Source organism: Aquimarina agarivorans, from assembly GCF_000218485.1.
GTDB classification, from domain to species: domain Bacteria; phylum Bacteroidota; class Bacteroidia; order Flavobacteriales; family Flavobacteriaceae; genus Aquimarina; species Aquimarina agarivorans.
In genome coordinates, this window is sequence record NZ_AFPB01000142.1 from 37,066 (window position 1) to 64,064 (window position 26,999).

At 33.5% G+C, this 26,999-nt stretch carries 29 protein-coding genes; 12 read left to right on the forward strand and 17 right to left on the reverse strand.

Features of this window, described 5'->3' with window-relative positions; all coding sequences use genetic code 11:
- Positions 1–3: 3 nt before the first annotated feature.
- The 8 genes from mazG to GMC_RS0108745 all read right to left on the reverse strand — a co-directional run bounded on the left by mazG (position 4) and on the right by GMC_RS0108745 (position 9,421).
- Complete coding sequence (gene mazG / locus GMC_RS0108710) at positions 4–774, reverse strand: nucleoside triphosphate pyrophosphohydrolase (protein ID WP_010521760.1); 771 nt, start codon at positions 772–774, stop codon at positions 4–6.
- Between the two features lie 49 nt (positions 775–823).
- The gene (locus tag GMC_RS0108715; RefSeq protein WP_010521761.1) at positions 824–2,131 is read right to left on the reverse strand and encodes a hypothetical protein; all 1,308 of its coding nucleotides are present in this window, start codon (positions 2,129–2,131) and stop codon (positions 824–826) included.
- A complete protein-coding gene (gene dnaB / locus GMC_RS0108720) occupies positions 2,118–3,671 on the reverse strand; it encodes a replicative DNA helicase (RefSeq protein ID WP_010521762.1) in 1,554 nt (517 codons plus the stop codon). The genes GMC_RS0108715 and dnaB overlap by 14 nt, the downstream gene beginning before the upstream one ends.
- Before the next feature lie 166 nt (positions 3,672–3,837).
- Positions 3,838–4,791, reverse strand: coding sequence for an acetyl-CoA carboxylase carboxyltransferase subunit alpha (locus GMC_RS0108725; RefSeq protein WP_010521763.1), 954 nt, complete (start codon positions 4,789–4,791; stop codon positions 3,838–3,840).
- A 301-nt stretch (positions 4,792–5,092) separates the two neighbouring features.
- Entirely contained in the window at positions 5,093–6,175 is a 1,083-nt protein-coding gene (locus GMC_RS0108730) for an LptF/LptG family permease (RefSeq protein WP_010521764.1), read from the reverse strand.
- 12 nt (positions 6,176–6,187) lie between these two features.
- Positions 6,188–7,318, reverse strand: coding sequence for a tRNA guanosine(34) transglycosylase Tgt (gene tgt, locus GMC_RS0108735; protein ID WP_010521765.1), 1,131 nt, complete (start codon positions 7,316–7,318; stop codon positions 6,188–6,190).
- Positions 7,319–7,529: 211 nt separating this feature from the next.
- Entirely contained in the window at positions 7,530–8,324 is a 795-nt protein-coding gene (locus tag GMC_RS0108740) for a DUF6503 family protein (protein WP_010521766.1), read from the reverse strand.
- A 29-nt stretch (positions 8,325–8,353) separates the two neighbouring features.
- Positions 8,354–9,421 carry an alkene reductase gene (locus GMC_RS0108745; protein ID WP_029489685.1) on the reverse strand — a complete coding sequence of 356 codons (1,068 nt, stop codon included), beginning with the start codon at positions 9,419–9,421 and terminating at the stop codon, positions 8,354–8,356.
- Positions 9,422–9,744: 323 nt separating this feature from the next.
- Here GMC_RS0108745 and GMC_RS0108750 point away from each other — a divergent pair, with 323 nt between their 5' ends.
- Positions 9,745–10,590 carry a transketolase gene (locus GMC_RS0108750; protein ID WP_010521768.1) on the forward strand — a complete coding sequence of 282 codons (846 nt, stop codon included), beginning with the start codon at positions 9,745–9,747 and terminating at the stop codon, positions 10,588–10,590.
- A gap of 31 nt (positions 10,591–10,621) precedes the next feature.
- Positions 10,622–11,575, forward strand: a complete 954-nt coding sequence (locus GMC_RS0108755) for a transketolase family protein (RefSeq protein ID WP_029489686.1) — start codon at positions 10,622–10,624, stop codon at positions 11,573–11,575.
- Positions 11,576–11,766: 191 nt separating this feature from the next.
- Here GMC_RS0108755 and GMC_RS0108760 read toward each other — a convergent pair whose 3' ends face one another.
- Positions 11,767–12,114 (reverse strand): 4Fe-4S dicluster domain-containing protein, encoded by a 348-nt coding sequence (locus tag GMC_RS0108760; protein ID WP_010521770.1) that lies wholly within the window; start codon positions 12,112–12,114, stop codon positions 11,767–11,769.
- A gap of 64 nt (positions 12,115–12,178) precedes the next feature.
- On the opposite strand from GMC_RS0108760, the gene GMC_RS0108765 reads away from it, so the two are divergent.
- The 3 genes from GMC_RS0108765 to GMC_RS0108775 all read left to right on the forward strand — a co-directional run bounded on the left by GMC_RS0108765 (position 12,179) and on the right by GMC_RS0108775 (position 15,497).
- Positions 12,179–13,240, forward strand: coding sequence for an acyl-CoA reductase (locus tag GMC_RS0108765; RefSeq protein WP_010521771.1), 1,062 nt, complete (start codon positions 12,179–12,181; stop codon positions 13,238–13,240).
- A gap of 130 nt (positions 13,241–13,370) precedes the next feature.
- The gene (serC, locus tag GMC_RS0108770) at positions 13,371–14,435 is read left to right on the forward strand and encodes a 3-phosphoserine/phosphohydroxythreonine transaminase (RefSeq protein ID WP_010521772.1); all 1,065 of its coding nucleotides are present in this window, start codon (positions 13,371–13,373) and stop codon (positions 14,433–14,435) included.
- A 111-nt stretch (positions 14,436–14,546) separates the two neighbouring features.
- Positions 14,547–15,497, forward strand: coding sequence for a D-2-hydroxyacid dehydrogenase (locus GMC_RS0108775; RefSeq protein ID WP_010521773.1), 951 nt, complete (start codon positions 14,547–14,549; stop codon positions 15,495–15,497).
- A gap of 90 nt (positions 15,498–15,587) precedes the next feature.
- Here the strand turns inward: GMC_RS0108775 and GMC_RS0108780 are convergent, their stop codons facing one another.
- Entirely contained in the window at positions 15,588–16,046 is a 459-nt protein-coding gene (locus tag GMC_RS0108780; protein ID WP_010521774.1) for a hypothetical protein, read from the reverse strand.
- 374 nt (positions 16,047–16,420) lie between these two features.
- Here GMC_RS0108780 and GMC_RS0108785 point away from each other — a divergent pair, with 374 nt between their 5' ends.
- From GMC_RS0108785 to GMC_RS0108800, 3 genes are all read left to right on the forward strand, one after another.
- On the forward strand, positions 16,421–17,059 hold the full coding sequence (locus GMC_RS0108785) for a DUF937 domain-containing protein (RefSeq protein WP_010521775.1): 639 nt from the start codon (positions 16,421–16,423) through the stop codon (positions 17,057–17,059).
- 162 nt (positions 17,060–17,221) lie between these two features.
- On the forward strand, positions 17,222–17,617 hold the full coding sequence (locus GMC_RS0108790; protein WP_010521776.1) for a DUF6146 family protein: 396 nt from the start codon (positions 17,222–17,224) through the stop codon (positions 17,615–17,617).
- A gap of 389 nt (positions 17,618–18,006) precedes the next feature.
- The gene (locus GMC_RS0108800) at positions 18,007–18,351 is read left to right on the forward strand and encodes a DUF6787 family protein (protein ID WP_010521777.1); all 345 of its coding nucleotides are present in this window, start codon (positions 18,007–18,009) and stop codon (positions 18,349–18,351) included.
- Here GMC_RS0108800 and GMC_RS0108805 read toward each other — a convergent pair.
- Positions 18,348–18,623, reverse strand: a complete 276-nt coding sequence (locus tag GMC_RS0108805) for a hypothetical protein (RefSeq protein ID WP_010521778.1) — start codon at positions 18,621–18,623, stop codon at positions 18,348–18,350. The genes GMC_RS0108800 and GMC_RS0108805 overlap by 4 nt on opposite strands.
- A gap of 41 nt (positions 18,624–18,664) precedes the next feature.
- Entirely contained in the window at positions 18,665–19,198 is a 534-nt protein-coding gene (gene msrA, locus GMC_RS0108810) for a peptide-methionine (S)-S-oxide reductase MsrA (protein WP_010521779.1), read from the reverse strand.
- Positions 19,199–19,300: 102 nt separating this feature from the next.
- Between msrA and GMC_RS0108815 the strand changes: the two genes are divergently transcribed.
- Positions 19,301–19,960, forward strand: coding sequence for an ABC transporter ATP-binding protein (locus tag GMC_RS0108815; RefSeq protein ID WP_010521780.1), 660 nt, complete (start codon positions 19,301–19,303; stop codon positions 19,958–19,960).
- A 53-nt stretch (positions 19,961–20,013) separates the two neighbouring features.
- Positions 20,014–20,790 carry a TIGR02757 family protein gene (locus tag GMC_RS0108820; RefSeq protein WP_010521781.1) on the forward strand — a complete coding sequence of 259 codons (777 nt, stop codon included), beginning with the start codon at positions 20,014–20,016 and terminating at the stop codon, positions 20,788–20,790.
- Positions 20,791–21,112: 322 nt separating this feature from the next.
- On the opposite strand, the gene GMC_RS0108825 is transcribed toward GMC_RS0108820, so the two are convergent.
- On the reverse strand, positions 21,113–21,505 hold the full coding sequence (locus tag GMC_RS0108825; protein WP_010521782.1) for a response regulator: 393 nt from the start codon (positions 21,503–21,505) through the stop codon (positions 21,113–21,115).
- Positions 21,506–21,694: 189 nt separating this feature from the next.
- On the opposite strand from GMC_RS0108825, the gene GMC_RS0108830 reads away from it, so the two are divergent.
- Entirely contained in the window at positions 21,695–22,360 is a 666-nt protein-coding gene (locus tag GMC_RS0108830) for a hypothetical protein (RefSeq protein ID WP_238527954.1), read from the forward strand.
- Positions 22,361–22,365: 5 nt separating this feature from the next.
- On the opposite strand, the gene GMC_RS0108835 is transcribed toward GMC_RS0108830, so the two are convergent.
- Complete coding sequence (locus GMC_RS0108835; protein WP_010521784.1) at positions 22,366–22,977, reverse strand: LysE family translocator; 612 nt, start codon at positions 22,975–22,977, stop codon at positions 22,366–22,368.
- Between the two features lie 144 nt (positions 22,978–23,121).
- Between GMC_RS0108835 and GMC_RS0108840 the strand changes: the two genes are divergently transcribed.
- On the forward strand, positions 23,122–23,856 hold the full coding sequence (locus GMC_RS0108840) for an SdiA-regulated domain-containing protein (RefSeq protein WP_010521785.1): 735 nt from the start codon (positions 23,122–23,124) through the stop codon (positions 23,854–23,856).
- A 302-nt stretch (positions 23,857–24,158) separates the two neighbouring features.
- Here the strand turns inward: GMC_RS0108840 and GMC_RS0108845 are convergent, their stop codons facing one another.
- The 3 genes from GMC_RS0108845 to GMC_RS19535 are packed head-to-tail and all read right to left on the reverse strand — an operon-like array spanning position 24,159 to position 26,850.
- The gene (locus tag GMC_RS0108845) at positions 24,159–24,539 is read right to left on the reverse strand and encodes a RidA family protein (protein ID WP_010521786.1); all 381 of its coding nucleotides are present in this window, start codon (positions 24,537–24,539) and stop codon (positions 24,159–24,161) included.
- A gap of 41 nt (positions 24,540–24,580) precedes the next feature.
- Positions 24,581–25,138 (reverse strand): molybdopterin dinucleotide binding domain-containing protein, encoded by a 558-nt coding sequence (locus GMC_RS22195; RefSeq protein WP_238527955.1) that lies wholly within the window; start codon positions 25,136–25,138, stop codon positions 24,581–24,583.
- On the reverse strand, positions 25,114–26,850 hold the full coding sequence (locus tag GMC_RS19535; protein WP_238527956.1) for an FdhF/YdeP family oxidoreductase: 1,737 nt from the start codon (positions 26,848–26,850) through the stop codon (positions 25,114–25,116). Before GMC_RS19535 ends, GMC_RS22195 begins: the two co-directional genes overlap by 25 nt.
- Positions 26,851–26,999: the final 149 nt, after the last annotated feature.

Consider the following 26,999-nt stretch of genomic DNA (forward strand, 5'->3'; position numbering starts at 1 on the left):
TAGTTACAATGCTTTAGCTTCTTCCCAATATGTATTCATCTCATCCAAATTCATTTCTTTAATAGGTTTTTCTAACTCTTTAGCTCGCTTTTCCAAATGCATAAAGCGTTTAATGAATTTTTTATTGGTTCGCTCCAACGCGTCTTCGGGGTTTACTTTTAAAAACCGAGCATAATTGATCATTGAAAATAAAACATCGCCAAATTCAGCTTCAATCTCATCCTGATTTTCAGCAGTAATCTCGGCTTGTAATTCTGCAAGTTCTTCTTGTACTTTTTCAAACACTTGCTGTGGTTGTTCCCAATCAAAACCTACGCCCGCTACTTTATCCTGTATCCGGCTTGCTTTAACTAATGCTGGTAAGGATTTTGGAACACCCTGCAATACACTTTGTTTGCCTTCTTTTAATTTTAAAGCTTCCCAATTTCGTTTTACCTCCTCTTCATCAGTCACCGTAACATCGCCATAAATATGTGGATGACGATGAATTAATTTTTCGCAAATACCAGTTGTTACACTCTCAATATCAAAACTATTGGTTTCACTACCTATTTTAGAATAAAAAACAATGTGCAAAAGCAAATCCCCTAGTTCATTTTTAATTTCATTTAAATCATTATCTAAAATAGCATCGCCCAATTCATAGGTTTCTTCAATAGTTAGATGCCTTAAACTTTCAAAAGTTTGTTTTTTATCCCAAGGACATTGTTCCCTGAGTTCATCCATAATGGTTAATAAACGATCAAAAGCCTGAAGTTGATTTTTTCTACTCATTAGTTTGTGTTCCGTATTTAAAAAGATTTTTTGATAGTAAGGATTTTAATCAAGTCTTCTGTTTCTTCTTTTTGGCTGCAGGAAATAATAAATTATTCAATATTAGTCGGTATCCAGGAGAGTTTGGATGTAACTCTAATTCCGTTTTGGGATCTCCTACCCTATGCTGATAATCCTCAGGGTCATGACCCCCGTAAAAAGTAAAAAAGCCTTTTCCTTTAATTCCATGTATGTACCTGGCTTCATTATTAATTTTATTTTGCCCCAATAACAATACATTTGATTTTACTAATTTATGATCAAAAGCCGTGGTTTGACCCATAAATCCTTTTACCAGGCTAGTGTGATTTTGACACAACATGGTTGGAATAGGATCCCATTTAGCCGAAAAATCCATTAAAGAAAAATAATCCAATTCCTTACGCACCTCCCTTCGTTTGGTTGTCATATCAATATCCGAAAATTCGTATTTTAACGTACGCTCTAATGTGAAATTTTTAAAAGCAAAGGTACGTTTGTAGTCTATTTTTGATTGGTAATTTGGGTCGGTAGGATCTCCGTCAAACATGGATTGACAAATATCTACTCCTTCAGCACTTAATGCAATATCAAAACTATCCGTAGCACTACACATAGCAAACATAAACCCACCACCAATGACAAAATCTCTGATTTTTTTTGCTACGGCTAATTTTTCTTGTGATACTTTGCTATACCCTAATTCCGTGGCTAAGGCTTCTTTCCTTAATTTATCTTCAATATACCACTTAGATGAACGGTAATTTTTATAGAATTTACCATATTGCCCTGTAAAATCTTCATGATGTAAATGCAACCAGTCATAAGCAATTAATTCATCCCCTAATACTTCTTTATCGTACACTAACTCATAAGGCACTTCGGCATAAGTGAGTACCATAGTTACTGCATCATCCCAAGGCTGTTTCCCATCGGGCGAATAAACGGCTACTTTGGGAGCTTTTTCCAAAACAATAGCTTCCATATTTTGCGATGGACTACTAATTTCACGTAAAATTCCTTCTGCTTTAGCATCAGATAACACTTCAAACGATACACCACGAATTTTACATTCATTTTGCAATGCTGGTGTGTCAGCCATTAAAAATGATCCTCCTCTATAATTTAATAACCATTTTACTTTTTGTTGGCGCTGCAAACTCCAATACGTGATTCCGTATGCCTTTAAATGATTTCTTTGTGAAACCTCATCCATAGGTAACAACACATAATTTGCAAAATTTGAGCAGGTGTATAGAAGCATAAAAAAAAGCACAATCCCTTTAACGGCAGTATGCTTTTTTGTATTTGAATGGTATTTTGTATTAAAAAGGTACATCATCATCAGTTGGCGGATTTATACTACTTTCAAAAGCCTGATCGGGTGACGGCGATGGTAAATCACCACCCGTAGCAAATGGATTGTCCCCCGTTTCATTCGCATTCATACTTGAATGAAATTCAAAAGGAGTACTAAAGTCCTCTAAGTTATCGAATTTCCCTAAATGTCCAAGGAATTTTAAGCGAATATTCTCCAAACCACCGTTACGGTGTTTAGCCACAATGAACTCTCCTTGACCGGCTGTAGGAGCACCTTCATCATCATCCCATTCGTCAATTTTATAATATTCCGGTCGGTAGATAAATGAAACAATATCCGCATCCTGTTCAATGGCACCAGATTCACGCAGGTCACTTAACAGCGGTCGTTTTGATCCTCCACGTGTTTCCACCGCACGCGATAACTGAGATAAAGCAATTACTGGCACATTTAATTCCTTTGCTAACGCTTTTAAGTTTCGGGATATTGTTGAAATTTCCTGCTCTCTATTTCCATTTTTACCTGATCCGCCGGCTGTCATTAATTGCAAATAATCAATCATAATCATCCGAATACCATGCTGCGATGCTAATCGACGTGCTTTTGCCCGTAAATCAAATATAGATAATGAGGGCGTATCATCAATGAATAAGGGGGCTTTTTCTAAATCTTTTACTTTCACATTTAGCTGCTCCCACTCATGTTTTTCTAATTTACCCGTACGCAGTTTTTCCGATGACAATCCCGTTTCCGAAGAAATTAATCGAGTAATTAACTGTACTGATGCCATTTCTAACGAAAAAAAGGCTACTGGTATGTTTTGACCCACCGCAATGTTACGTGCCATGGATAGCGTTAGCGCTGTTTTACCCATACCAGGACGCGCGGCTACAATAATTAAATCACTAGGTTGCCACCCTGATGTTAGTTCATCTAACTTTGTAAAACCTGAAGGCACACCACTCATACCCTCCTTATTGGAAATTTCCTCAATATTCTTTTTTGCCTGTGTTACTAAACTTTGAGCTGTTTCCGATGATCTTTTTATATTCCCTTGAGTAACTTCATAAAGTTTAGATTCCGCAGTATCTAATAAATCAAACACATCAATTCCTTCATCGTATGCTTCTTCAATAATTTCATTTGAAATTTTAATCAAACTACGTTGAATATATTTTTGAAGAATGATACGTGCATGAAATTCAATATGTGCCGACGATGCTACTTTTTGAGTCAGTTGAATCAAATAATATTCCCCACCAATTTGTTCTAGATTTCCATCCTTCCGTAATTGATTAGAAACTGTTAATAAGTCAATTGCGCTTGAATCTTCAAACAATTTCACAATAGCTTCAAATATAAATTGATGCGCTTTTTTGTAAAAAACATCTGCATTTAGGATATCAATTACTTCATCAATCCCTTTTTTATCAATCATCATTGCTCCAAGCACTACCTCTTCTAAATCAATGGCCTGTGGCGGTATCTTCCCTTTTTCCAAAGAAATGACATTTGATTTTGAATGTTTGATATTTTGGATCCCCTGCAAATTTTCCATGAGTACGAAAGTAACTAAAAAGCCTTCTTTTTTATCTTAAATTTAAGAAGTCGTTATTCACCAACAACTAACAAAGTTACTGTTGATAAGTTATTATTTTTGTTAATAAGCAAAAAAATCTGAGATGCATAATCTCAGATTTTGATAATGGTAGGGTATCTGTCAATTAATCTTTGACTACACCCATTTTTGAATACTTATCAATCCGATTTGAAATTAATTCATCTGGTGATAAGTTTTTTAATTGCTCGTATTCTTTAATTATTTTATTTTTTACAATTTCAAAAGTAGCTGTACGATCGCTATGGGCACCTCCTAAAGGTTCGTTTACAATTTCATCAATCAGCTTTTGCTTCATCATATCATTAGCGGTCAATTTTAAAGCATCAGCAGCTTGTTCTTTATACTCCCAACTTCGCCATAAAATGGAGGAACAAGATTCAGGTGAAATCACCGAATACCATGTATTTTCCAACATCAGTACTTTATCACCGACACCAATACCTAAAGCACCACCACTAGCTCCTTCGCCAATAATAAATACAATAATGGGCACTGATAATTGTGCCATTTCATAAATATTGCGCGCAATAGCTTCGCCTTGTCCACGTTCTTCAGCTTCTAATCCAGGATAAGCCCCAGGTGTATCTACAAAACAAACAACTGGAATATTAAATTTTTCAGCACTTTTCATTAAACGAAGCGCTTTTCGGTAACCTTCAGGATTTGCCATACCAAAGTTACGATACTGACGGGTTTTGGTATTGTTCCCTTTTTGTTGACCAATAAACATAAAACTTTGGTCGCCAATTTTACCTAAACCGCCAATCATTGCTTTATCGTCCTTAACATTACGATCCCCATGAAGTTCTACAAAAGTATCGCCACAAATGGTTCGGATATAGTCCAACGTATATGGGCGCGAAGGATGACGTGAAAGTTGTACACGCTGCCAAGGTGTTAAGTTTTTGTATAACTCTTTTTTGGTCTTCTTTAGTTTAGTTTCAATTTGTTTACACGTATCGGTAACATCAACATCACTCTCCTCTCCTATAGAACATGCTTTTTCAAGCTGCTCTTCAAGTTCCTTTATCGGTAATTCAAAATCTAAATACTCCATTAAAATATGAATTTGATTATAGACTATAAGCCTACAAATATAAAAAACTTACTTGTAAGGATTTCTAAAAGATGTATATTTTATTGTCCAGGCACAATTATAAACGGATATTTTCCTATTAGCGAATCTGCATTATAAAAACACCTCCAACTTACTTAAAATCAATACGTTTAATTCAACCAATTAAGTGTTTTTATAAACTATTCAAAAATTAGCGCCTCCCTTTTAAACATTAAAGCTTTGATTTACATGTTATTGATTTCAACTAAAAGATTAGAAAAGACAACAGCCACTTTCCGTCCTACCTTCTGGCTCTAGCCAATAAGTACATTGCTAGTATTGCAAATACTACGTTAGGAAACCATACCGCAATAATTGGCGAAAAATCGGATTGTGCAGCCATAGTTCCAAAAACTTTATCAAAAAACACAAATCCGAAAGCTATAATTAACCCAAAAGCTAGGTTTGCTCCCATACCACCACGGCGTTTCATTGATGAAACTGCTACTGCAATTAAAGTAAGTATGTACGCAGATACTGGTAAGCTCCAACGCTTGTAAGCCACCACCTTATAGGTGCTCAAATTTGGGGATCCACGTTTTTCCTCTTGTTCAATAAAATCCTTTAACTCAAAATAATTTAAAGTTTCAGCTACATATGATACGGGAGTTAATCTATCTATATCAAAATTAAAAACTGTATCGTATACTTTTTTTGATTCAATAATATCAATGGAATCTGTTATAGTGCGCTTTACATATCTAGTCAATCTAAACGTAGAATCCTTTTCGTTATACTTTAGTTTATTGGCCGAAATTTTGTGAATCAATTTATGATTTTCAAAATGCTCTAAGGTAAATTTTAAAGCTGTTTTTTCTTTAGGATAAAAAGCATGCGCATAAATAAATTCATTATCATCGATTTGACGGTATAAATTAATAGAATTTTGAACCTTTGTCTTTCTACCTTTAAGATAATAATTATTGAATTCATTATAATCTTTACTTGCTTTAGGCACTACAAACATTCCTAACAATAATCCTGAAATTGATACAATAGTCGCTCCAATAATATAGGGGCGCAAAAATCGATTATAGGACACGCCCGAACTTAAAAAGGCAATAATTTCAGTTTTATTCGCTAATTTGGACGTAAACCATATCACTGAAATGAAAAGCAACAACGGAAATAATAGATTAGCAAAATAAATAGTGAAATTTCCGTAAAACTTAAGCACCTCCATTAAAGGCGCTTCATTTTCAAAAATATTGTCTATTTTTTCGGCCAAATTGGCCATAATTCCAATAGGTATAAATATCAAAAACAGGGTGATAAATGTACCCAAGTAACGTTTTAATATGTACCAATCTAAAATCCTTATCATATAAAGCCTTGCTTACAAACGATTATCCATTTGCTTTACCATTTTTGTTTTCCACTCAGCAAAATCTCCTGCTAATATATGTTTTCTGGCCTCTCGAACCAACCACAAATAAAAACCTAAATTGTGTATTGTAGCTATTTGTTTTCCTAATAATTCATTTACTGAAAATAAATGTTTTAAATAAGCTTTAGAATATTCAGTATCTACCCAGGTAATATTCATTTTATCAATAGCTGAAAAATCATCCTCCCACTTTTTATTTTTTATATTGATTGAGCCATGAGCGGTAAACAACATTCCATTTCGGGCATTACGGGTTGGCATTACACAGTCAAACATATCAACGCCAAGGGCTATATTTTCCAGAATATTTATTGGTGTACCCACCCCCATTAAATACCTAGGTTTATCTTCGGGCAATACCTCGGTTACTATTTCAGTCATTGCATACAATTCTTCCGCTGGCTCCCCAACCGATAATCCACCAATAGCATTTCCGGGAGCACCTGCATTGGCGATGGTTTCGGCAGACTGCCTCCTTAGATCCCTATAAGTACTTCCTTGCACAATTGGAAAAAAGGCTTGTGAATAATCATATTTAAATGGTGTTTTTTCCAAATGATCCATACAACGCTTTAACCAACGGTGCGTCATATGCATACTACGCTTTGCATAATTATAATCGCAAGGATACGGAGTACACTCATCAAATGCCATAATGATATCAGCACCTATTGCACGTTGTATTTCCATGACATTTTCAGGCGTAAACATATGGTAAGAGCCATCAATATGAGATTTAAACTTTACTCCTTCTTCCTTTATTTTTCTTCTCCCCGAAAGGGAGTATACCTGGTAACCACCGCTATCAGTTAAAATATTACGATCCCAGTTCATAAATTTATGTAGTCCACCTGCTTTTTCTAAAATTGGTGTTTGCGGACGCAGGTATAAATGATAGGTGTTTCCTAAAATAATATCTGGGTTAATATCTTGTTTTAATTCGCGTTGATGCACCCCTTTAACGGTTCCCACCGTACCTACTGGCATAAAAATTGGGGTTTCTATTACTCCATGATCAGTAGTAAGCGTAGCTGCTCTGGCTTTTGTTTGCGAATCTTTAGCAAGTAAATCAAATTTCATAAAACAAGTTTAAGGCTGCAAAGATAGCTTTTAACTCGCATTTGTACGTTACAAATGTAAATAAGCAAAAAACAACTTTGAAGAATGACACAAAAATTTGACTATTGTGGCAACTTTTTTGTTTGGATTATATGAAATTTGCTAGTATCACAAAAAAAAAGCGATTTTGTTATCAAACAAAATCGCTTTTAGATTGATTCAAATAAGCAATTTACAGCTTAAAATCTTCAGGCTTAAAACCGTTATTAAATTTAACATCACTGGATGTATACTCACCATTTAAGGTATATTCCCCTTTTTCGTTTGGAGCAAACGATTTACGTGTTGTAGCTACGTACACTCCATTAATTTGTTCGTATTCCAAAGACATTTTAATCACTGGTTTTGTGATTCCCATGCCTACGATGTTAAAATAAAAGAAATCGACTAAGTGAGTTGAAGGATTAAAATATAAAATGTACTCATCATTCTTCTCCTTTTTTGTAACCGCACTTTTATAGGTTAACCTTACTTTATCATAAGTTACTCCATCAACTTCTTCGTTTCCTTGATACTCGTAAACAGTTCCTGGATCATTTAATTTATACATCATGGCAAACCAAAAAATGTTCACTTTACGTAAAAAATCTGCAGTACCAACTGCTTTTGGATCAGTAACTGCTTCGCCATTCAAGGTCACAGCCACTTTATTATTTACTAAAGATTGCACTACTTTTCCTTCTTGCTTTGGCAATACATGAATTTGATGTGTTTCATAAGCTCCCCAAGAATGTTCGCCATTAAAAATATATTTTTCAACAGACACATCTTTACCCTTATCAAAATTATCATATACATAGGTATACTGTACATCATTTTGAGCTGCTAATTTTTCATACCCTCCGTTGACTTCAGTCATTGCTTTTAATAAAGCTGCTGACTTTTCATCAGTTTTTTGGGCAAATGCCTGGATTGAAAAAATAGAAGTAATCAGGGTGAATTTTAAAATACGTTGTAGCGTTTTCATTTTTGTTAGGTTTGTGTATAAATTTTATTTTAATAATCTAAATAACCCTTGGCTCCAGGAGTGTAAAATAAATCTGGATTAGGATCTTTTAACGGTTTATCTTCTTTAATTTTTTCAATAAAGTCTGGATTAGAAATAAAAGGCCTCCCTACGTAAATTAAATCCGCACCTTCTTTGATAATAGCTTCAGCATCTTCAACACTTTGTACATTTCCTCCTGAAATTACGGTGCCTTCAAAATGTTGTTTTATTGCTCCTCGGATATTGGTTTTAAATTCAGGTGCATTAAAAGCTACGCGTTGATCAACAATATGAATGTAAGCAATTCCTAATTCTTTTAACTTTTCTGCAAGATAAACAAATTGTATTTCAACTTCATCATGAAACGCCTCCATATCATTGAACTCACCGTAGGGAGAAAACCTAATCCCCACTTTATCAGCACCTATTCTATCACTAATTTTTTCAATAATTTCTAAAACAATTTTACATCTGTTTTCAACGCTGCCACCATAATCATCAGTTCGTTTGTTTGATTTAGGATTTAAAAATTGATTTAACAAATATCCATTAGCTGAATGTACCTCAATCCCATCAACTCCCGCTTTATTTACCAAATTATCTGCCGCATCTACAAATTCATTAATTGCATTTGCAATGTCCGCTTCACTCATTTCCTTTGGATTGTCATGAGCAACCATTCCGGTTTCGGTAAAAATTTCACCAGCTGCTGGTACTGGTGATGGTGCAATTGTTTCCGCTCCATCAGGTAAATTTTGTGATGCTGATATACGCCCACAATGCATTAATTGTACAAAAAAAACGCCATTAGCATCATGAACGGATTCTGCTACTTTTTTCCAACCTTCAATTTGTGCGGGTGAGAATGCTCCTGGAATCCGTGGATATCCTAATCCATTTGGCGACGGCGAAGTACCTTCCGAAATAATCAACCCAGCGTCAGCTCGCTGCTTATAATATTCTTGCATCAAGTCATTGGGAATATTATCAATAGCTCTACAGCGCGTCATAGGCGCCATTACAATTTTATTTTTAAGAGTTTTGTTTCCTAGTTTAACTGTTTCAAATATGTTCATATGTTGTTTTTTTTCAAAAATATTTGACTCCAACCAATTAGGTTTGCTCAAATAGTATTTTAATAAAACTATAACAAACGTTAATAAAGCGATCCAAAACTACTTGTATAACAAATAAAAATAAAATTCGAGAACTAATAAAAAACACGTTTTTTAATAAAAAAATTAACAAATACTTAAGTACTTTGACAGAATGCACTAAGTAGCCCAAAAAAGAATAACAAAATAACATTATCATTACATATAATACAAAAGCATTTCAGTATTTTGCTAAAGTGGCTAAAACCACTATTTTTGGAGATTAAATAAATGAAACAAATAAAATGTCAAACATCAATAAACTAGAAGATTTTGCTACTCAAGTGCGTAGAGATATCTTACGTCAGGTACATGCTGTTAACTCTGGACACCCTGGTGGGTCCCTAGGTTGCACCGAATTTTTAGTAGCCCTTTACCAAGAAATCATGAACCGAAAAGAGGGTTTTGATATGGATGGTATTGGAGAAGATGTATTTTACCTTTCAAATGGTCATATTTCACCAGTAATATATAGTGTTTTAGCACGTAGTGGTTATTTCCCTATTGAGGAGCTAAGTACTTTCCGAAAGTTAGGAACACGTTTACAGGGACATCCTTCAACGCATGATGGATTACCTGGAGTACGTATTGCTTCTGGCTCTCTTGGGCAAGGATTATCTGTAGCTTTAGGAACTGCACAGGCAAAAAAACTAAATAATGATGATAACCTAGTATTTACCTTACATGGTGATGGTGAATTACAAGAAGGTCAAATTTGGGAGGCTGCCATGTATGCTGCTGCAAACAAAGTAGACAACTTAATTGCTACAGTAGATTATAATGGACAACAAATTGACGGATCTACTGAAGAGGTTTGTTCATTAGGAAATTTAAAAGCAAAATTTGAAGCTTTTGGCTGGGATGTTTTGGAAGTAAAAGAAGGAAATAATCTTGAAGCAATTATTGCTGGTTTAAATGAAGCTAAATCAAAAACAGGAAAAGGAAAACCAGTTTGTATTTTACTACACACTATGATGGGTAATGGGGTAGATTTTATGATGCATACGCATGCGTGGCATGGTAAGGCTCCAAGTAACGAACAATTAGAATTAGCACTTTCACAAAACCCAGAAACTTTAGGTGATTATTAATGAACCGAAAGTTTATTCAAACAAAGACATTATGAAAAAATATACAGATACAGGAAAAAAAGATACGCGTTCAGGTTTTGGAGCTGGATTGACTGAATTAGCATCAGCTAATGAAAATGTAGTTGCCCTTTGTGCTGACCTTATTGGTTCCTTAAAAATGGAAGGGTTTATTGAAAAAGCACCAGAACGCTTTTTCCAAACTGGTATAGCGGAAGCTAATATGATTGGTATGGCTGCAGGTTTAACTGTAGGAGGCAAAATTCCTTTTGCAGGAACGTTTGCTAACTTTGCTACTGGTCGTGTTTACGATCAAATCCGTCAGTCGGTAGCTTATTCGGAAAAAAACGTGAAAATTTGTGCCTCGCATGCCGGACTTACTTTAGGTGAGGACGGTGCTACGCATCAGATATTAGAAGATATTGGATTAATGAAAATGTTGCCTGGTATGGTAGTTATTAATCCTTGTGATTTTAATCAAACAAAAGCCGCTACGCTTGCAATTGCAGAATATGAAGGACCCGTTTACCTACGTTTTGGACGCCCAAAGGTAGCCAATTTTACTCCTGAAAATGGATCATTTGTTATTGGAAAAGCGGTGATGCTTAACGAAGGAACTGACGTTACTATTGTAGCTACAGGCCACTGTGTTTGGGAAGCTTTATTGGCTGCTGAAAAATTAGAAGCTAAAGGTATTAGTGCTGAAGTAATTAATATTCACACCATAAAACCATTAGACGAGGAAGCTATTTTAAAATCAGTAGCAAAAACGGGATGTATTGTTACTTGCGAGGAACACAACTACCTTGGTGGACTTGGAGAAAGTGTTGCCCGCGTGTTGTCATTAAACAATCCTACACCTCAGGAATATGTGGCTACCAAAGATACTTTTGGCGAAAGTGGTACTGCTACAGAATTAATGGCGAAATATGAACTTGATGCTCCTGCTATTGAAAAAGCGGTTGAAAAAGTAATTACTCGTAAATAAATAGTACACAATCTAGTTCGTTAACAGAATATAAATTGCCAAAACGCACTTAAAATACACTTTTAAGTGCGTTTTATATTATCATAGATACAAAAAATTACCTAGGCACAGTTTACGCTTCATAAAAAAAGATCATTCAAAATTTGAATGACCTTTTTTATTATGCTTTAGTGATGAATAGTAATACAATACTAGTTATGCATAAATGATTGTTTAGCCAATAATTCATCTTCTGTTTCAACAACGTCCTCATCAGGTACACAACAATCCACTGGACAAACCGCTGCACATTGAGGTTCTTCATGAAAGCCTTTACATTCCGTACACTTGTCTGGTACTATATAATATAATTCGTCACTTACAGGCTCTTGAGATTCCTCAGCATTGGCTGATTTTCCGTTTGGTAGCACTATATCACCTTCTAAATCCGTACCATCTGCATACCTCCAATCATCAGCGCCTTCGTAAATTGCAGTATTTGGGCACTCTGGTTCACATGCCCCACAGTTAATACATTCGTCTGTTATTATAATTGCCATAAGCTCTTTTTTATTCTAAATTTGCACAAAAATAACGCCAAACATTTTTAAAAACAAATTGCGCATGACTTTAAATGACAGAATTATTACTTTTTCAGAATTAGGTAAATTTTTAAGCCAATTTAATGAAGGTGATGCTTCTCCTAAAAATGAGGTCCGCTACAATGACCAATTTTTCGATTCGTTTCAATCATTATGTAATGCTGCACAACATAAAAATGGATGGTTTTTACCTGAACAAGTTTATTTTGCTACGCAACAGTGGGCTAAAGCTTTAAACAGAAACAACCTTGAAAATTGGGTAAGTACCTACCCTATTTCTGACCTAAGTCAAACTAAAACAGTTGGAATTATCATGGCAGGCAACATCCCCTTAGTGGGGTTTCACGATTTGCTTTGTATATTGATTTGCGGACATAAGGTGTTAATAAAACCCTCCTCAAATGACACCAATTTAATTAAAATGGTATGCGACTATTTGGTGGCTATAAATGCAGATTTTAAAAATTTGATCCATTTTACTGAAGGAAAACTTGAAAATTATGATGCTATTATTGCTACCGGTAGTAATAATACAGCACGTTATTTTGAATACTATTTTAAGGACAAACCACATATTATTCGAAAAAACAGAAATTCAGTCGCCGTTTTGACCGGACAAGAATCCAAAGAAGACTTAATTGCACTTGGCGAGGATATATTTAGGTACTATGGACTAGGTTGCCGTAGTGTATCCAAACTATTTATCCCTAAAGGGTACGATTTTGACTTGTTTTTTAATGCAATGTACACTTATCAGGACCTTATAAAACAAAACAAATACACAAACAATTACGATTATAACAAAGCGGTATATTTAATGAGCGAATTTAAATTACTTGATAATGGGTTTTTGATTTTAAAGGAAGACGAAAGTTATAGCTCACCAATTTCGAGCCTATTTTATGAATACTATGAAGATTACAGTGATTTAGCAGCCAAATTCAATTCCGATGCTGAACAAATTCAATGTATTGTCAATTTTCCAGAAAGTGATAAACATGTAGCTTTTGGAAAAACACAAACACCACAACTTAGTGACTATGCTGATGGTATAGACAGTATCGCATTTTTGTTAAAAATTTAAAATATAATTTCACATAAATTCATTGTAAAAACAAAGATTATTAAGACATTTGTAGCTTGATAGAATTTAAAATAATTGTTTCCCCTATTTAATACGGAAAACACAAAATATTGTTACTAAGTTTACATTTATGAAAAAACATAATTTTAGTGCCGGACCTTGTATTTTACCACAAGAAGTATTTCAAAAAGCATCGCAAGCTGTTTTAGATTTTAATAACTCTGGTCTTTCTATTTTAGAAATTTCTCACCGTAGTAAAGACTTTGTAGATGTTATGGAAAAAGCAAGAGAATTGGCTCTTGAATTACTTGGTTTGCAAGGAAAAGGTTACAAAGCTTTATTTTTACAAGGAGGTGCTAGCACACAGTTTTTAATGGCTGCTTACAATTTACTAAAAGGAAAAGCAGGTTATGTAAATACAGGTTCATGGAGTGACAAAGCTATCAAAGAGGCTAAGTTGTTTGGTGATGTGGTTGAATTAGCTTCTTCAAAGGATGCTAATTTCAAATACATTCCAAAAGGGTATACAATTCCTGATGGATTGGATTACATTCACATGACTAGTAACAACACTATTTTTGGAACACAAATTCATGATTTCCCAACTACTGATGCTCCTTTAATTTGCGATATGAGTAGCGACATTTTTTCGCGTGTGTTGGATTTTTCAAAATTTGGATTAATATACGCTGGAGCTCAAAAAAATATGGGTCCTGCAGGGACTACGTTGGTTGTTGTACGCGAAGATATTTTACAAGAGATTGGTAGAAAAATTCCATCAATGTTAGACTATAAGGTGCACATTAGCAAGGGATCAATGTTTAATACACCTCCTGTATTTTCAGTTTACGTATCCATGTTAACTATGGATTGGCTGAAACAAAAAGGAGGAATTGCTGCAATTGAAGAGGAAAATGAAAAGAAAGCAAACTTAATTTATTCGGAAATTGATTTGAATCCTTTATTTGAAGGTTTTGCTGCCAAAGAAGACCGTTCAAAAATGAACGCTACTTTTAATTTAACCAATGATGACCTTAAAGAAACATTTGAAACTATGTTAAAAGAAGGTGGTATCAATGGTGCTAATGGACACCGAAGCGTAGGCGGGTACCGTGCAAGCATGTATAATGCTATGACAATGGAAAGCGTTGGTGCACTTGTAGATATTATGAGCGACTTAGAAAGAAAAGCTTAACTTATAGGATCTATTCCCACTAATGTGGAAATTCATTTTTATATACTGAGATAAGAAAAACAATAAATATATTCCTGCTTTAAGCAGAACAAATTAAAATCACATTCCTAAATGAAAATCTTAGCAAACGACGGAATCTCGCAAAGCGGAATAGACGCTTTAGAAAAAGCTGGCTTTGAAGTATCAACAACAACTGTTGCTCAAGAACAACTGGTAAATTACATTAATGAAAACAATATTGTGGCGTTACTAGTTCGTAGTGCTACAAAAGTACGTACTGATATTATTGACAACTGCCCAGGTTTAAAAATAATTGGACGTGGAGGTGTTGGTATGGATAATATTGATGTTGAATATGCACGTGAAAAGGGATTATCGGTAATTAATACTCCTGCTGCTTCATCGGAATCTGTAGCTGAACTGGTTTTTGCTCATTTATATGGTAGTGTTCGATTTTTATATGACGCGAACAGAAATATGCCATTAGATGGTGAAACTAAATTCGGGAAACTTAAAAAAGCGTACGCTAAAGGTGTTGAGCTTAAAGGAAAAACGTTAGGAGTTATTGGTTTTGGACGCATAGGACAAGCCACTGCACGTATTGCTTTGGGTGTAGGTATGAAAGTCATCTACTTTGATCCTTTTACAACCGAGGCTACTATTGAAGTTGGTTTTTATGATGGACAATCCGTAAGCTTCAACTTAAAAAGCGTAAGTAAAAAGGAAGTTTTAAAGCAAGCTGATTTTGTTACATTGCACGTACCTGCTCAAAAGGAGTATGTAATTGGTAAAGCAGAGTTCAATTTAATGAAGGATGGTTCAGGAATTGTAAATGCTGCCCGCGGGGGTGTTATAGATGAAGTAGCCTTAGTTGAGGCTTTAGAAAGTGGTAAATTAGCATTTGCTGGCTTAGATACTTTTGAAAACGAACCCACTCCTGCTATTAAATTGTTAATGCACGATAAAATTTCATTAACTCCACATATTGGTGCTGCCACTAACGAAGCACAAGACCGTATTGGCGTTGAATTGGCTACTCAAATTTCTGAAATTTTGAAATAATAGTTTATTTAAAAATTAAAAAAAAGCGATCGAAATTTAATTATTTCGATCGCTTTTTTTGCAAACTGATAATTTTATGTTGTTTCACCACTAAGCAACTACCATATTATGAGGCACTTTTAGTTTTCTAATACTTTTAGAAACAACACCTTTTTTTAATAAATTTAATTGAAGACGACATAGCGTGTCTAAACGCATAAAGATAGATTTGAACTCCGTACTTGCTGTTAAATTATTTTTTATAAAATCTAATTGACTGCAAATAAGTAGCAATAAGTTGTAATGCTTTATGAGCACATTATCATTTATTACATCGGTAAATTCCCTTTGAATTTGATTTTCTTCTTTAAAAAGATCCAAGCCACAATACCAAGGAAACCTTTTAGCCAACTCATTCCTTAAAAAGTTAATTTCATCTTGCGATTTTTCAAACTTTTCAATGTCTACCATTTGTTGTGATTTGTGGTTTACTTTGGCATAACTTTCATTAATCAAAACCAGCATTTTGCTCAATTTCACAATACTACGAATAATATTATTTTGCCCCATTATAATTTAGTTTATTGTTGATGTTATGTGATAATTGTTGAATGAATTATTTGTTAAAATAAAGTGTAAAAACAAATTCTAAATTAATCAACAATTGTTAAATTACGCCAAAATATTCCGAATTCAAAATTTAAATAATTGTAAGTTAGGTTTTTAACTTATACTAAACATTTCATTAGAACTTTGTTAACTTATATCTCATTAAATGATTACCTATAAAAATCAGAAACAGTATAAATCATAGTACCAAAAAATTAATTGTATGTGCAATAAAATCATAAAAACTATGTGGTATTCAAAATAAATAATGAAAAAGTCTCTAAATATCATTAAATATTATTGTAATTTTATTTAATAATCAAAACTTTAATCAAATGTCTGGTATTTTAGATTTATTACAAGGACCAATGGGTCAACAAATTATAAGTGGAGTTGCAGGTCAAACTGGTCAATCAGCAGATAAAACTAGTGGATTGTTAAGTATGGCTTTACCAGTTCTTATGGGTGCTATGAAAAAAAATGCTTCCACCCCTGAAGGCGCACAAGGTTTATTAGGTGCTTTAAATAATCATCAAGGTGGTATTTTAGACAATTTAGGAGGTCTATTTGAAGGTGGTGTTGATGACAATGTGAAACAAGATGGAGCTGGAATTTTAGGACATTTATTAGGATCAAAACAGCCCGCTGTAGAAAGTGCACTGAGCCAACAATCAGGTATGGATATAAGTTCTGTGGGTAATATTCTTAAAGTAGCTGCGCCCCTACTGATGGGTATGGTAGGTAAAAAAACACAATCTGCTGGAGTATCTGATGCTAACGGATTAGGTAGTTTATTAGGTGGATTAATGGGGAATTCTGCAAGTTCAAATAGTGGTTCTTCATCCATACTCACTTCAATTTTAGATGCCGATGGTGATGGTAGCATTATTGACGATATTGCAGGAATGGCTATGGGTGGAAATAAAAAGAAAGGTGGAATAGGTGGTTTACTAGGAGGCTTATTTGGGAAATAATACTATTCGCTTCAATTAATTTATTTTAATTGAACTTGTAATGTTTTTGCATTGCATTCTCATATATCGTTTCCAACATTAAATTACCCATTCAAATTCAGAACCGATATAATCGCATAAAAATATCTTTGCCGAATCCATAGTGTTTCGGCATTTTTGATTATGAAGAAAACTTTAATATTACTTTTATTACTTGGATTTACAATAGCCTGTGCTACTAAAAAAGAACACCCTTTTAAGGAGAATGAACTTGAAAAAAAAGTACGTATTGCGAATGATAGTTTGGAATATGAACTTATTGTTTTCGATATAGGTTTCAATCGCTTTTTAAATACCCAAGCTAGGCCACGCGGTTATTTTGGCATTAATTTTTTAGAAACAAAAAACTATTTTTTTGTTACACAGTATAATATTAGAGCCAATAATCCCGTGCAATTCGGAGATATTTACGGTCCTGTTATTGATTACCAAAATCAAATTCACTACGGATATGAAGTCAATTACTTATTATACAACTACTTCCTGTTTTTTCAACGCAAGTACCGCCAGCGTTTGTAATTTAAGCTTTGTTTATGTTTAGAATTGAAGATGAAAGGTTGGCGTAAAAAACTTAAGCCTCAAGTCATTCTAAATTTAAAACAAAAGGATCTATTTACTAAATCTAATGAGCATAGCGGAATATTCTCTATTAAAGCACCAATGCGCTTCGGCTTTCATTTTAAACTATTACCTATATAAATTTACCGAATTAAAATGAGCATTTAGAAATTCTACATTAAGATAAAAAAGAACCGTAACTCATGCTATGATTATTTTTTCTGATTTGTATAATTTCTAAAGACGCATTTTTCTTTAAGGTAAATTCAAACAGAAAATAGTATCACAGCAAATATTATTTAACTTTTGCATAATTTTCAAATGAGAAATTTAATTGTAAATTTGCCGCTATGGAAAATTCAAAACAAAGATGGAAAATTTTAGATTATGCAGCAAAACTCAAACAAAAATGGGGAGTTGAGCATAATTGGGAGTTTGCGATCATTTTTATTGTTTTTGCCATCACCGGTACTACGGCATCAAAATTAGCAGCTCCTTTAACTGAGTTTATTGGTCTTAGTAAAGAAGCTACTTCAGGCTATATATTTTGGCCAGTACGCATCTTATTGATCTTCCCAATTTACCAAGTCCTACTAGTATTTTTTGGCTGGGTATTTGGTCAATTTAACTTTTTTTGGAACATGGAAAAGAAAATGCTTACCAGATTAGGCTTAGGCCGCTTTTTAAAGGACTAAGCTTTATTAACTTTTTTACCAGTAATAATATATGTATATATCCACATTAATGTAAATGTTGGTATTACATCGATACCGGGTATACCTTCTTCTATAAAAGTAATTATTCCTGCTATCTTCCCCTCTTTGCCTTTGTATAATTTTGTCATCAACCAACCTGAAACTGGTGCCCAAATGACATCCGAAGCTTCACCAATTCCTGGAAAAAGATACGATAGCATTCCGACACCATCCAATAATAAACTAATAAAAAGTACCGTGTATTTATTCATAAAGTTTTATTGAATATAATTGCAAAGGTTGTTCCAAATTTTTATTCTTTCACAAATTCTTTAAAATAAGTATTCAATTTGTTTACTTTAGGGTTTATCACAGCTTGACAAAAAGCTTGCTCACCGTTTAAATTAAAGTAATTAATGTGGTAATCTTCTGCTGGATAAAAATTTTCAAACTTTGTAACTTCCGTTACTATTGGATCATCAAAAACTTTTTGTTTCGTCAGTACGTTTATAAAATTTTCAGCCAATTCTTTTTGCTTGTCTGAGGTATAAAAAATAGCACTTCGGTAATGAGTGCCTTTATCTGCCCCCTGTCTGTTTAAAGTAGTAGGATCATGTGTGGCAAAAAATACTTCTAACAAATTTTGAAATGTGATCACCTCTGAGTCAAAAGTAACTTCCACAGTTTCAGCATGACCAGTGCGTTGAGTGATCACCTCTTTATAGGCTGGATTTTTAACTTCTCCTCCTGAAAATCCAGAACGCACTTTTGATACTCCTTTTACACGTTGAAATACAGCTTCGGTACACCAAAAACAACCTCCAGCAAATATTGCTTTTTCACTCATAATAACTAATAATTTCGATTTTACCCATAAAGTTAATGGTATTCTGTACAAAAGTGGGTATTTACATCCTATAAATATTCTATAAAATTGTATTTTCACTCCATGATTGAAGCGGCGAATATTCATAAACATTACGGGGAATTAGAAGTCCTTAAAGGAGTAGACTTACATATTAAAAAAGGAGAAATTATATCAATAGTTGGCGCTTCGGGTGCTGGCAAAACAACGTTATTACAAATTTTAGGCTCGTTAGATACTATGGATAAAAATTCGTTGAGTAAACTTACTATAAACGGCGTAGAAATAAACACTTTAAAAGATAAAGCCTTGGCTAAATTTAGAAATGAACAACTAGGTTTTATATTTCAATTTCATCAGCTACTACCAGAATTTACAGCACTAGAAAATGTGTGCATCCCTGCTTTTATAAAAGGAGTTCCTAAAAAGAAAGCTGAAACCAAAGCCAAAAAATTACTTGACTTTTTAGGATTATCACATCGTTACCACCATAAACCTGATGCCCTTTCTGGCGGAGAACAACAACGCGTTGCCGTTGCACGCGCTTTAATTAATGATCCCAAAGTAATTTATGCCGATGAACCCTCTGGTAATTTGGATAGCGAATCTGCAGAAAACTTACATCAATTATTTTTTTCACTTCGCGATACTTTTGGTCAAACTTTTGTTATTGTAACGCATAACAATAAGTTTGCTGACATGGCAGACAGAAAACTAGTCATGCGCGACGGTAATTTAATTTAAGTTACCTAATAGCTAATAATGAACTAAATTCTTAAATTAAAATAGAATACATCTTGCAAAAACTTTCCAAACGAGCGCTTAAAGATTTTTTGGATGAAAAAGCTGCTTTATACGAAACGCCTACTTTTTTAGATACCGATCCTATTCAAGTTCCGGCTTTATTTACAACTAAACAAGATATTGAAATTGCTGGTTTTTTAACGGCTACCATTGCCTGGGGAAATAGAAAAAGTATTTTGACCAATGCTCATAAATTAATGGAAATTATGGGACACACTCCGCATGATTTTGTTATGAATTATAAACCCGAAAAACACTCAGAACTTTTTGATGGGTTTGTTCACCGAACATTTAATAGCATTGATTTAGCTTATTTTATAGAAGCATTACAATTTTTATATGGTGCACACCAAACCATGGAGAATTATTTTAACCAATTTGCAGATCTTTCAAGATTGAATGATGCTATCCCTCAATTCAAACGTGATTTTTTTAGTTTGCCTCACCCTAAAAGAACAACAAAACATGTGAGCGATCCTTCTAAAAATTCTGCTGCTAAACGCATAAATATGTTTTTCAGATGGATGGTGCGTCCCAACAAAAATGGAGTTGATTTAGGCATATGGAATAAAATTAACACCAATCAACTTTCCTGCCCTTTGGACGTTCATTCGGGTAATGTTGCACGAAAATTAGGAATACTTCTGCGCAAGCAAAATGATGCTAAAGCTTTGTTAGAATTGGACACTGCCTTACGTGAAATGAATGTAAATGATCCGGTCAAATACGATTACGCGCTCTTTGGATTAGGTGTTTTTGAAAAGTTTTAATTCTTTTTGGTAATGGTTTATTGAAAATAAGCCATTATGGACTAAAAATACCATAGTGTCGGTTATGACTAAAAGTCATTACTTTTTAAACATCCGTTTTTGCAATTAGCTATTAGCCTTTGGCAATTAGCAGTATTTAAGCCAACAGCTAATTACTAATTACCAATAGCTCTTGTAATATTTTTAGAAGCTAAAAGCGAAATGCATTAAAAATGCATAGTTTTAAATAAACCTGAGACAAATAAGCCATCAATTTTTAAAGCGAATAATTAAAAATTCTAAGAAGGGGTAAAATACACTTTCAATTTTAAACAATAATCAATTACATAGCATCCAAATAATTGGTATGTGCTTTTATTTTATTAATAGTTAAAGGTTTATTTTCATAAGCCGAAATTACATCGGCATATTTCATTTCTTCCGCTTCTGTAACATTTAATGCTGTAGAAAGCATGACTATTTTTATGGTTTCAAACTGATAAATTGTTTTTAATTGATCCAAAAATTGCCATCCGTTCATGACTGGCATGTTAATATCTAAAAAAATAAGATCTGGAAAATCCGTGACGCTTGAAAAGGAGCGTAAATGAGCTATAGCTTCCTTACTACTTTTATAAAACTTAATATCTTTAAAACAATTGGAACGCATTGCTAAGCGTTTATTAACGATATTGGTAGGGATATCATCGTCAATGAAAATTACATTTTGTAACATTTGAGACTCTATGGCGTTTTTGATTTAAAATAAAACTAATATACACCTTTTTCCTACAACTTATAAATTATGTTAAATTTTGAGATTTTTTTTCGACTGTTAATGGTATAAATTTTGATTATTTTTAATTTATAAAAATTTTGCATGACTCCTAAATATTTCTTCTTTCTTTTAATAACACTATTTGCTGTGTGTAAAATTACTGCTCAGGAATCACCAGAGAAAAAAACGTATACTATTGACTTTAGTGGCTTAAACAATAAGCCAAAACCCGAGGAACCATCACAACCTGAACTTCCTGAAGATGCTCAGTTACTTTCCATCGATTTTTTACGGCAGCCTGCAAATTTATCTCAAAATGCTATAAGTGCTTTTAATATTAAATCAATAATTGATACAGAGAATTTTGGAAAGGAAAAAAATGACGATTTACAATTTGGAAAACCTAGTGATACCAAAACATATTTAGATGTAGTATATGAACCTTTGGCTTTAAAAACTGATAGTGTCGATTTTTTTTATGGAGATATTGATTTGGGAAGTTTTACAACTAAAGCGAAATATTTATATATTATTTTAAGAGACTCTCAAGCCATTGATAGGGACGAAGTAAAAGTGGTTAAAAATGACAAAACAATTTTTAGCAGAATTATGCTGACTGGCACTTTTGTAGATTACAGAGTTGCTTTAGATGAAGGTATTAATAAAATTGAAATTGAAGCTATTAGCAGTGGTTTGAGTGAACCAGTTACTTGTCATATAGTTATTGTTGATGAATTAGACCAGAAGATGTTAGACCAAAATTTTGATGTTGCCGTTGGATTTAAAGCCAAATTGGTGGTTATAAGAGAGTGATCTTACTAAGTCAAATCATGCATTACAAACCACAGGACTCTTACTGAAAACAAAATTAATATGAGTCCTGTTATTTTTGAAATGTAATACAAACGCCTTATAGAAATAAACTTTTCAAGCTTTTGTGATAAAATTACCTTTAGAATATCAGTAATTAAAATTCCAAATAGCGTTGCTGATAAAAATACGGTTAATAGAAATGACGAAGCATAGCTAGTTTTTCCATAATTATAAACGCCAATCCAAACCAAAAACACAAAAGGGTTAAAAAAATTTACGCTAAACCCTTTAATAAACAAAGCTGTTATGGATTTTGATTTTATCGCATTATTTGATAATAACGATGTATCCTTTAACAAATAAAAGAAACCTAATACTAATAATATGATAGCACTCAACAAGCCTAGCCAAAATTGATTATCAATTGTTAGCACTACAGTAGAAAAGCCCAAAACACACATAAGCACGCAAAGAATATCGCTAATAATAATGCCTAAAGCTACTGCAATACCTGCTTTTAATCCGTATTGTAAACTACTATTTAATAATAATAAAAATACTGGACCAATAAATATAACCATACTTAAACCAATAAGTAATCCTTCAAATAAAGCCATTCTTTTTCAATGAATTCGACACCTGCATTCCCATAAACCATTTTCTAATTCTTAAATTTGATAAAATAATACGTAATAATGTATAAACAAATTGTATTTCTTTCTTTTCTATTTATGTCATGTAATCCTTCTAAACTAAACATAGTGACTTCTTTACCAAAAAAACTTAAAGAAGTATCTGCCATTGAAGTGACCAGTGCTTCAAATATTTTGTGGATGATTGAAGATTCCAACACTAAAAATAAGCTATACGGAATGAATACCAGAGGTGATATACTTAAAGAAATTAAGCTTTCAGACACAAAAAACAAAGATTGGGAAGACTTAACCTCTGATGAAAACGGGAATATTTACGTTGGTGACTTTGGTAACAATAGCGGAAAACGTGATTCCTTTTTTATATATAAAATTACAACTCCTGATCAGCTTATTTCTGAGGTAACTCCCAATATTATTGAATTTGAAGTTCCCAAAAAGTATACTAATAAAGACTTTGAAGCTTTCTTTTTATGGAATAGTAATTTTTATCTTTTTAGTAAAGAAGATAAAGTAACGGCTATTTTTAAAATTAAGAATCAAACTGGCAAACAAAAAGCTACTTTTATTGGCGAGTTAAATTTAAAAGGAAAGAAAAACCCCATCACCTCAGCAGCTATAAGCGATAATAAAAAAACAATAGCCTTACTTAATCACGATAAAATTTGGATACTTACTGATTTTAATGAAGGTGATTTTTCAAATTGTTACGTAAAAGAAATCGCTTTAAATCACAAATCACAAAAAGAAGGGATTTGTTTTAAAAACAATAACACCATTTACATTACTGATGAAAAAACAGTTAAAAACACGGGTAATTTGTATGAATTTGAGGGCTTATAAAATCCGATAATGACCAATTATGTCAAATTTAAACAAGCAATCTTCTAACACCTGACCAGTTAATTATGGAATAGTACCATTTTTTCCGACATTAAATTCCCCTTTCAAAATGGTTTTTTGCTTAATACTTACACTTTAATTGGGGCTATATTTATGTTTTATTGTTCTTCAAATTTAAAATTTCTGATAAAATAAATATAATAACCCTATAAAAATCAAACGTTTTACACATAAAAAAACATTCAACTAAACTAACGACTCTTTTTTTGAATGATGTGTCAAATTAAGCTAGTAACATAATATTACACTTTTAATGCAGTTACTTGAATTTCTATTTTCATTCTTTCATCAGCTAAACCTGCTGAAAACATAGTAGCTGCAGGTTTTACAATTCCAAAATATTTTTTTAGTACTGGCCAACACAATTTAAAATCAGCTGCATTTGGTAAAATATAAGTTACTCTGACAACATTTTCCAATGATGCATCTGCTTCTTTTAAAGCAATAATAATATTTTTAAAACATTGTTCTGCTTGATCCTGAATGTTATTAGATATAGTCATTGTGTCGTAATCAAATCCAGTGGTTCCAGATACAAACACCCATTTTCCTTGCACTACAGCTCTGGAATAACCAATTTCATTTTCAAATGAAGATCCTGAAGTAATTAATTTTCTTTTCATTAATCAACTTAATTTAAATACATCCTTTTTTTTAATGCTCGCTATGCAGGTGAAATGCTTACCTCGACAAATTTGGATGCTGGACATTTACTTTCATTTGTCCTATTATCCAATGCTATTAACACATTACCTTCAGGGAAATATACAGCTACACAACCTTTAGTTATTGGATAAGGAACTATTTTAAAACCATTTAAATAGCGTTCTTTTCCATCAAAATAACTGGTAATATTTACTTTTTGCTCACTTATAAATCCATTTTTTAAAATATCTTCCTGATGCATAAGTATCACCTCTCGATCCCCTGAAATTCCGCGATAGCGATCATCAAAACCATAAATTGTGGTATTAAACTGGTCGTGACTTCGCATAGTCATTAAAATAAAACGACCTTCTTTTACTTGTTTATTGGCTGGTAATGTTACTGAAAATTTAGCTCTTTCGGAATTGTCCACAAAGCGACCATCTCGGGCAGGATTTGGTAAAAAGAACCCTCCTGCTCTTTGCACTCTTTCATTAAAATTTTCAAAACCTGGAATAACCTCGCTAATCTTTGATCGCACCAAGCTATAATCTACTGAAAAATGATTCCAAGGCACTTTTGTTTTTCTTTTAAAGTAGCTGCGGCAATACCGCAAACTATGGCTACTTCGCTCTTTAAATTTGGAGCAACAGGAGTTAAATCGCCCATGGACATACGCACCCTTCCTGCGGTATCTTCAGTAGTAATAAATTGTTTGCCTTTACTGGTTTCATCAATTTCTGTTCTTCCCAAACATGGTAAAATTAAGGCAGATTTTCCATGTACCACATGGCTTCTATTTAGTTTAGTAGCAATATGCATTGTAAAATCAGCATCATTCATAGCTTGTTCTACTAATGAAGTGTCGGGAGCTGCGTGTACAAAATTACCTCCCAAACCAACAAACACTTTTGATTTTTTAGCCACTAAATGTTCAACAGCTTCTACCGCAGTAACCCCATGCTCACGTGGTGCTTTAAAGTCAAATGCTTTTTCGAGACTGGACAAAAATGATTCAGGTGATTTTTCCCAAATTCCCATGGTACGATCCCCTTGAACGTTACTGTGGCCTCGAACAGGTAAAGTACCAGCTCCTGGTTTAGCTATTGATCCTTTTACTAGTAATAAATTCACAAATTCACGAATAGTATCTTCGCCATTAGTATGTTGAGTAATGCCCATGGCCCAGGCAATAATAATTTTTTTGGCATCAATGATATACGCTGCTGCTTTCTCAATTTCTGCGACAGCGATACCACTTTGTTGTACTAAATCATCATAATCCGCATTTGCTAATTGCGCTAAAAATTCAGAATAGCCTGTACTGTGTTTAGAAATAAATGCTTCATCAAATATTGAAGCATCTATTTTTTGCTTTCGGTACAACAATACCAATATTGCTTTTACTAAAGCTAAGTCTCCATTTATTTTAACTTGTAAATACAAATCCTGTAATGGTGTTCCGTCTCCTACCCATTCCCATGGTTTTTGCGGATGCTTAAATCCCATAAAACCAGTTTCGGGCATTGGATTAACAGCAATTATTTTACCTCCATTTTGTTTTAGTTTTTGAAGCTCAGTAAGCATTCGTGGGGCATTGGTACCTGGGTTTTGACCAAAAATGAGTAGCAAATCAGTTTGCGAAATATCATCGAGCTTTACCGATGCTTTTCCTATTCCTGTAGTTTCTGATAGCGCTACTCCTGTAGCCTCATGACACATATTAGAACAGTCTGGCAAATTATTTGTCCCAAACTGCCTAACAAATAATTGATAACAAAATGCAGCTTCATTACTTGCTCTTCCTGAAGTATAAAAAATAGCCTCATCTGGGTCATTCAATTTATTTAATTCATGAGCTGCTATTTCAAATGCTTTCTCCCAAGTAACTGTTTGGTAATGGGTGCCTCCTTGCGGCAAATACATAGGCGAATTCAGCCGTCCTTGTTTTTCTAACCAGTAATTTGATTTTGTTAATAATTCTTTTATAGAATTTTCGGCAAAAAACTCAGCACCTATAGTCTCTTTTGAAGCTTCCCAAGCAACTGCTTTAGCTCCATTTTCGCAATATTCAGCAATTAACGATCGTTCGCTTGGATCAGGATCTGGCCAGGCACAACTAGGGCAGTCATATCCTTTTACCTGATTTAGTTTAAACATTGTTTTGACTCCTCGACCAACATATGTTTCCTCCCAAATACGATAACCCACAGAAGCTATAGCAGGAAAACCTACTGCTACTTTTTTTGGTTCAGTTATTTTTAATTCATCTGATTTTTTAAAGGACATATGTTTAATTTATTCCACATTGTGGTATTTACTTTTAACTAATAGCTAGTATAGCCTTAAATTGAGAAATTTAAAATCACTAGCGTTCAACCATAGCAGTTGCCAAATGTAATTTACAATTTTTAACTGGCAAATCTATTTATTTACTA

Bases quoted from the DNA above. Each gene is read 5' to 3' on its own strand.
- GMC_RS0108760 (WP_010521770.1), bottom strand. From the start codon at position 12,114: ATGGCAATTATAATAACAGACGAATGTATTAACTGTGGGGCATGTGAA.
- GMC_RS0108740 (WP_010521766.1), bottom strand. From the start codon at position 8,324: ATGAAAACGCTACAACGTATTTTAAAATTCACCCTGATTACTTCTATT.
- GMC_RS0108835 (WP_010521784.1), bottom strand. From the start codon at position 22,977: ATGGCTTTATTTGAAGGATTACTTATTGGTTTAAGTATGGTTATATTT.
- GMC_RS0108765 (WP_010521771.1), top strand. From the start codon at position 12,179: ATGACTTTAAATGACAGAATTATTACTTTTTCAGAATTAGGTAAATTT.
- tgt (WP_010521765.1), bottom strand. From the start codon at position 7,318: ATGAAATTTGATTTACTTGCTAAAGATTCGCAAACAAAAGCCAGAGCA.
- msrA (WP_010521779.1), bottom strand. From the start codon at position 19,198: ATGAGTGAAAAAGCAATATTTGCTGGAGGTTGTTTTTGGTGTACCGAA.
- GMC_RS0108825 (WP_010521782.1), bottom strand. From the start codon at position 21,505: ATGTTACAAAATGTAATTTTCATTGACGATGATATCCCTACCAATATC.
- GMC_RS0108745 (WP_029489685.1), bottom strand. From the start codon at position 9,421: ATGAACATATTTGAAACAGTTAAACTAGGAAACAAAACTCTTAAAAAT.
- GMC_RS0108725 (WP_010521763.1), bottom strand. From the start codon at position 4,791: ATGGAGTATTTAGATTTTGAATTACCGATAAAGGAACTTGAAGAGCAG.
- GMC_RS0108785 (WP_010521775.1), top strand. From the start codon at position 16,421: ATGTCTGGTATTTTAGATTTATTACAAGGACCAATGGGTCAACAAATT.
- GMC_RS0108775 (WP_010521773.1), top strand. From the start codon at position 14,547: ATGAAAATCTTAGCAAACGACGGAATCTCGCAAAGCGGAATAGACGCT.
- GMC_RS0108800 (WP_010521777.1), top strand. From the start codon at position 18,007: ATGGAAAATTCAAAACAAAGATGGAAAATTTTAGATTATGCAGCAAAA.
- GMC_RS19535 (WP_238527956.1), bottom strand. From the start codon at position 26,850: ATGTCCTTTAAAAAATCAGATGAATTAAAAATAACTGAACCAAAAAAA.
- GMC_RS0108805 (WP_010521778.1), bottom strand. From the start codon at position 18,623: ATGAATAAATACACGGTACTTTTTATTAGTTTATTATTGGATGGTGTC.
- dnaB (WP_010521762.1), bottom strand. From the start codon at position 3,671: ATGGAAAATTTGCAGGGGATCCAAAATATCAAACATTCAAAATCAAAT.
- serC (WP_010521772.1), top strand. From the start codon at position 13,371: ATGAAAAAACATAATTTTAGTGCCGGACCTTGTATTTTACCACAAGAA.
- GMC_RS0108780 (WP_010521774.1), bottom strand. From the start codon at position 16,046: ATGGGGCAAAATAATATTATTCGTAGTATTGTGAAATTGAGCAAAATG.
- mazG (WP_010521760.1), bottom strand. From the start codon at position 774: ATGAGTAGAAAAAATCAACTTCAGGCTTTTGATCGTTTATTAACCATT.
- GMC_RS0108845 (WP_010521786.1), bottom strand. From the start codon at position 24,539: ATGAAAAGAAAATTAATTACTTCAGGATCTTCATTTGAAAATGAAATT.
- GMC_RS0108755 (WP_029489686.1), top strand. From the start codon at position 10,622: ATGAAAAAATATACAGATACAGGAAAAAAAGATACGCGTTCAGGTTTT.
- GMC_RS0108815 (WP_010521780.1), top strand. From the start codon at position 19,301: ATGATTGAAGCGGCGAATATTCATAAACATTACGGGGAATTAGAAGTC.
- GMC_RS0108730 (WP_010521764.1), bottom strand. From the start codon at position 6,175: ATGATAAGGATTTTAGATTGGTACATATTAAAACGTTACTTGGGTACA.
- GMC_RS0108750 (WP_010521768.1), top strand. From the start codon at position 9,745: ATGTCAAACATCAATAAACTAGAAGATTTTGCTACTCAAGTGCGTAGA.
- GMC_RS0108790 (WP_010521776.1), top strand. From the start codon at position 17,222: ATGAAGAAAACTTTAATATTACTTTTATTACTTGGATTTACAATAGCC.
- GMC_RS0108715 (WP_010521761.1), bottom strand. From the start codon at position 2,131: ATGTACCTTTTTAATACAAAATACCATTCAAATACAAAAAAGCATACT.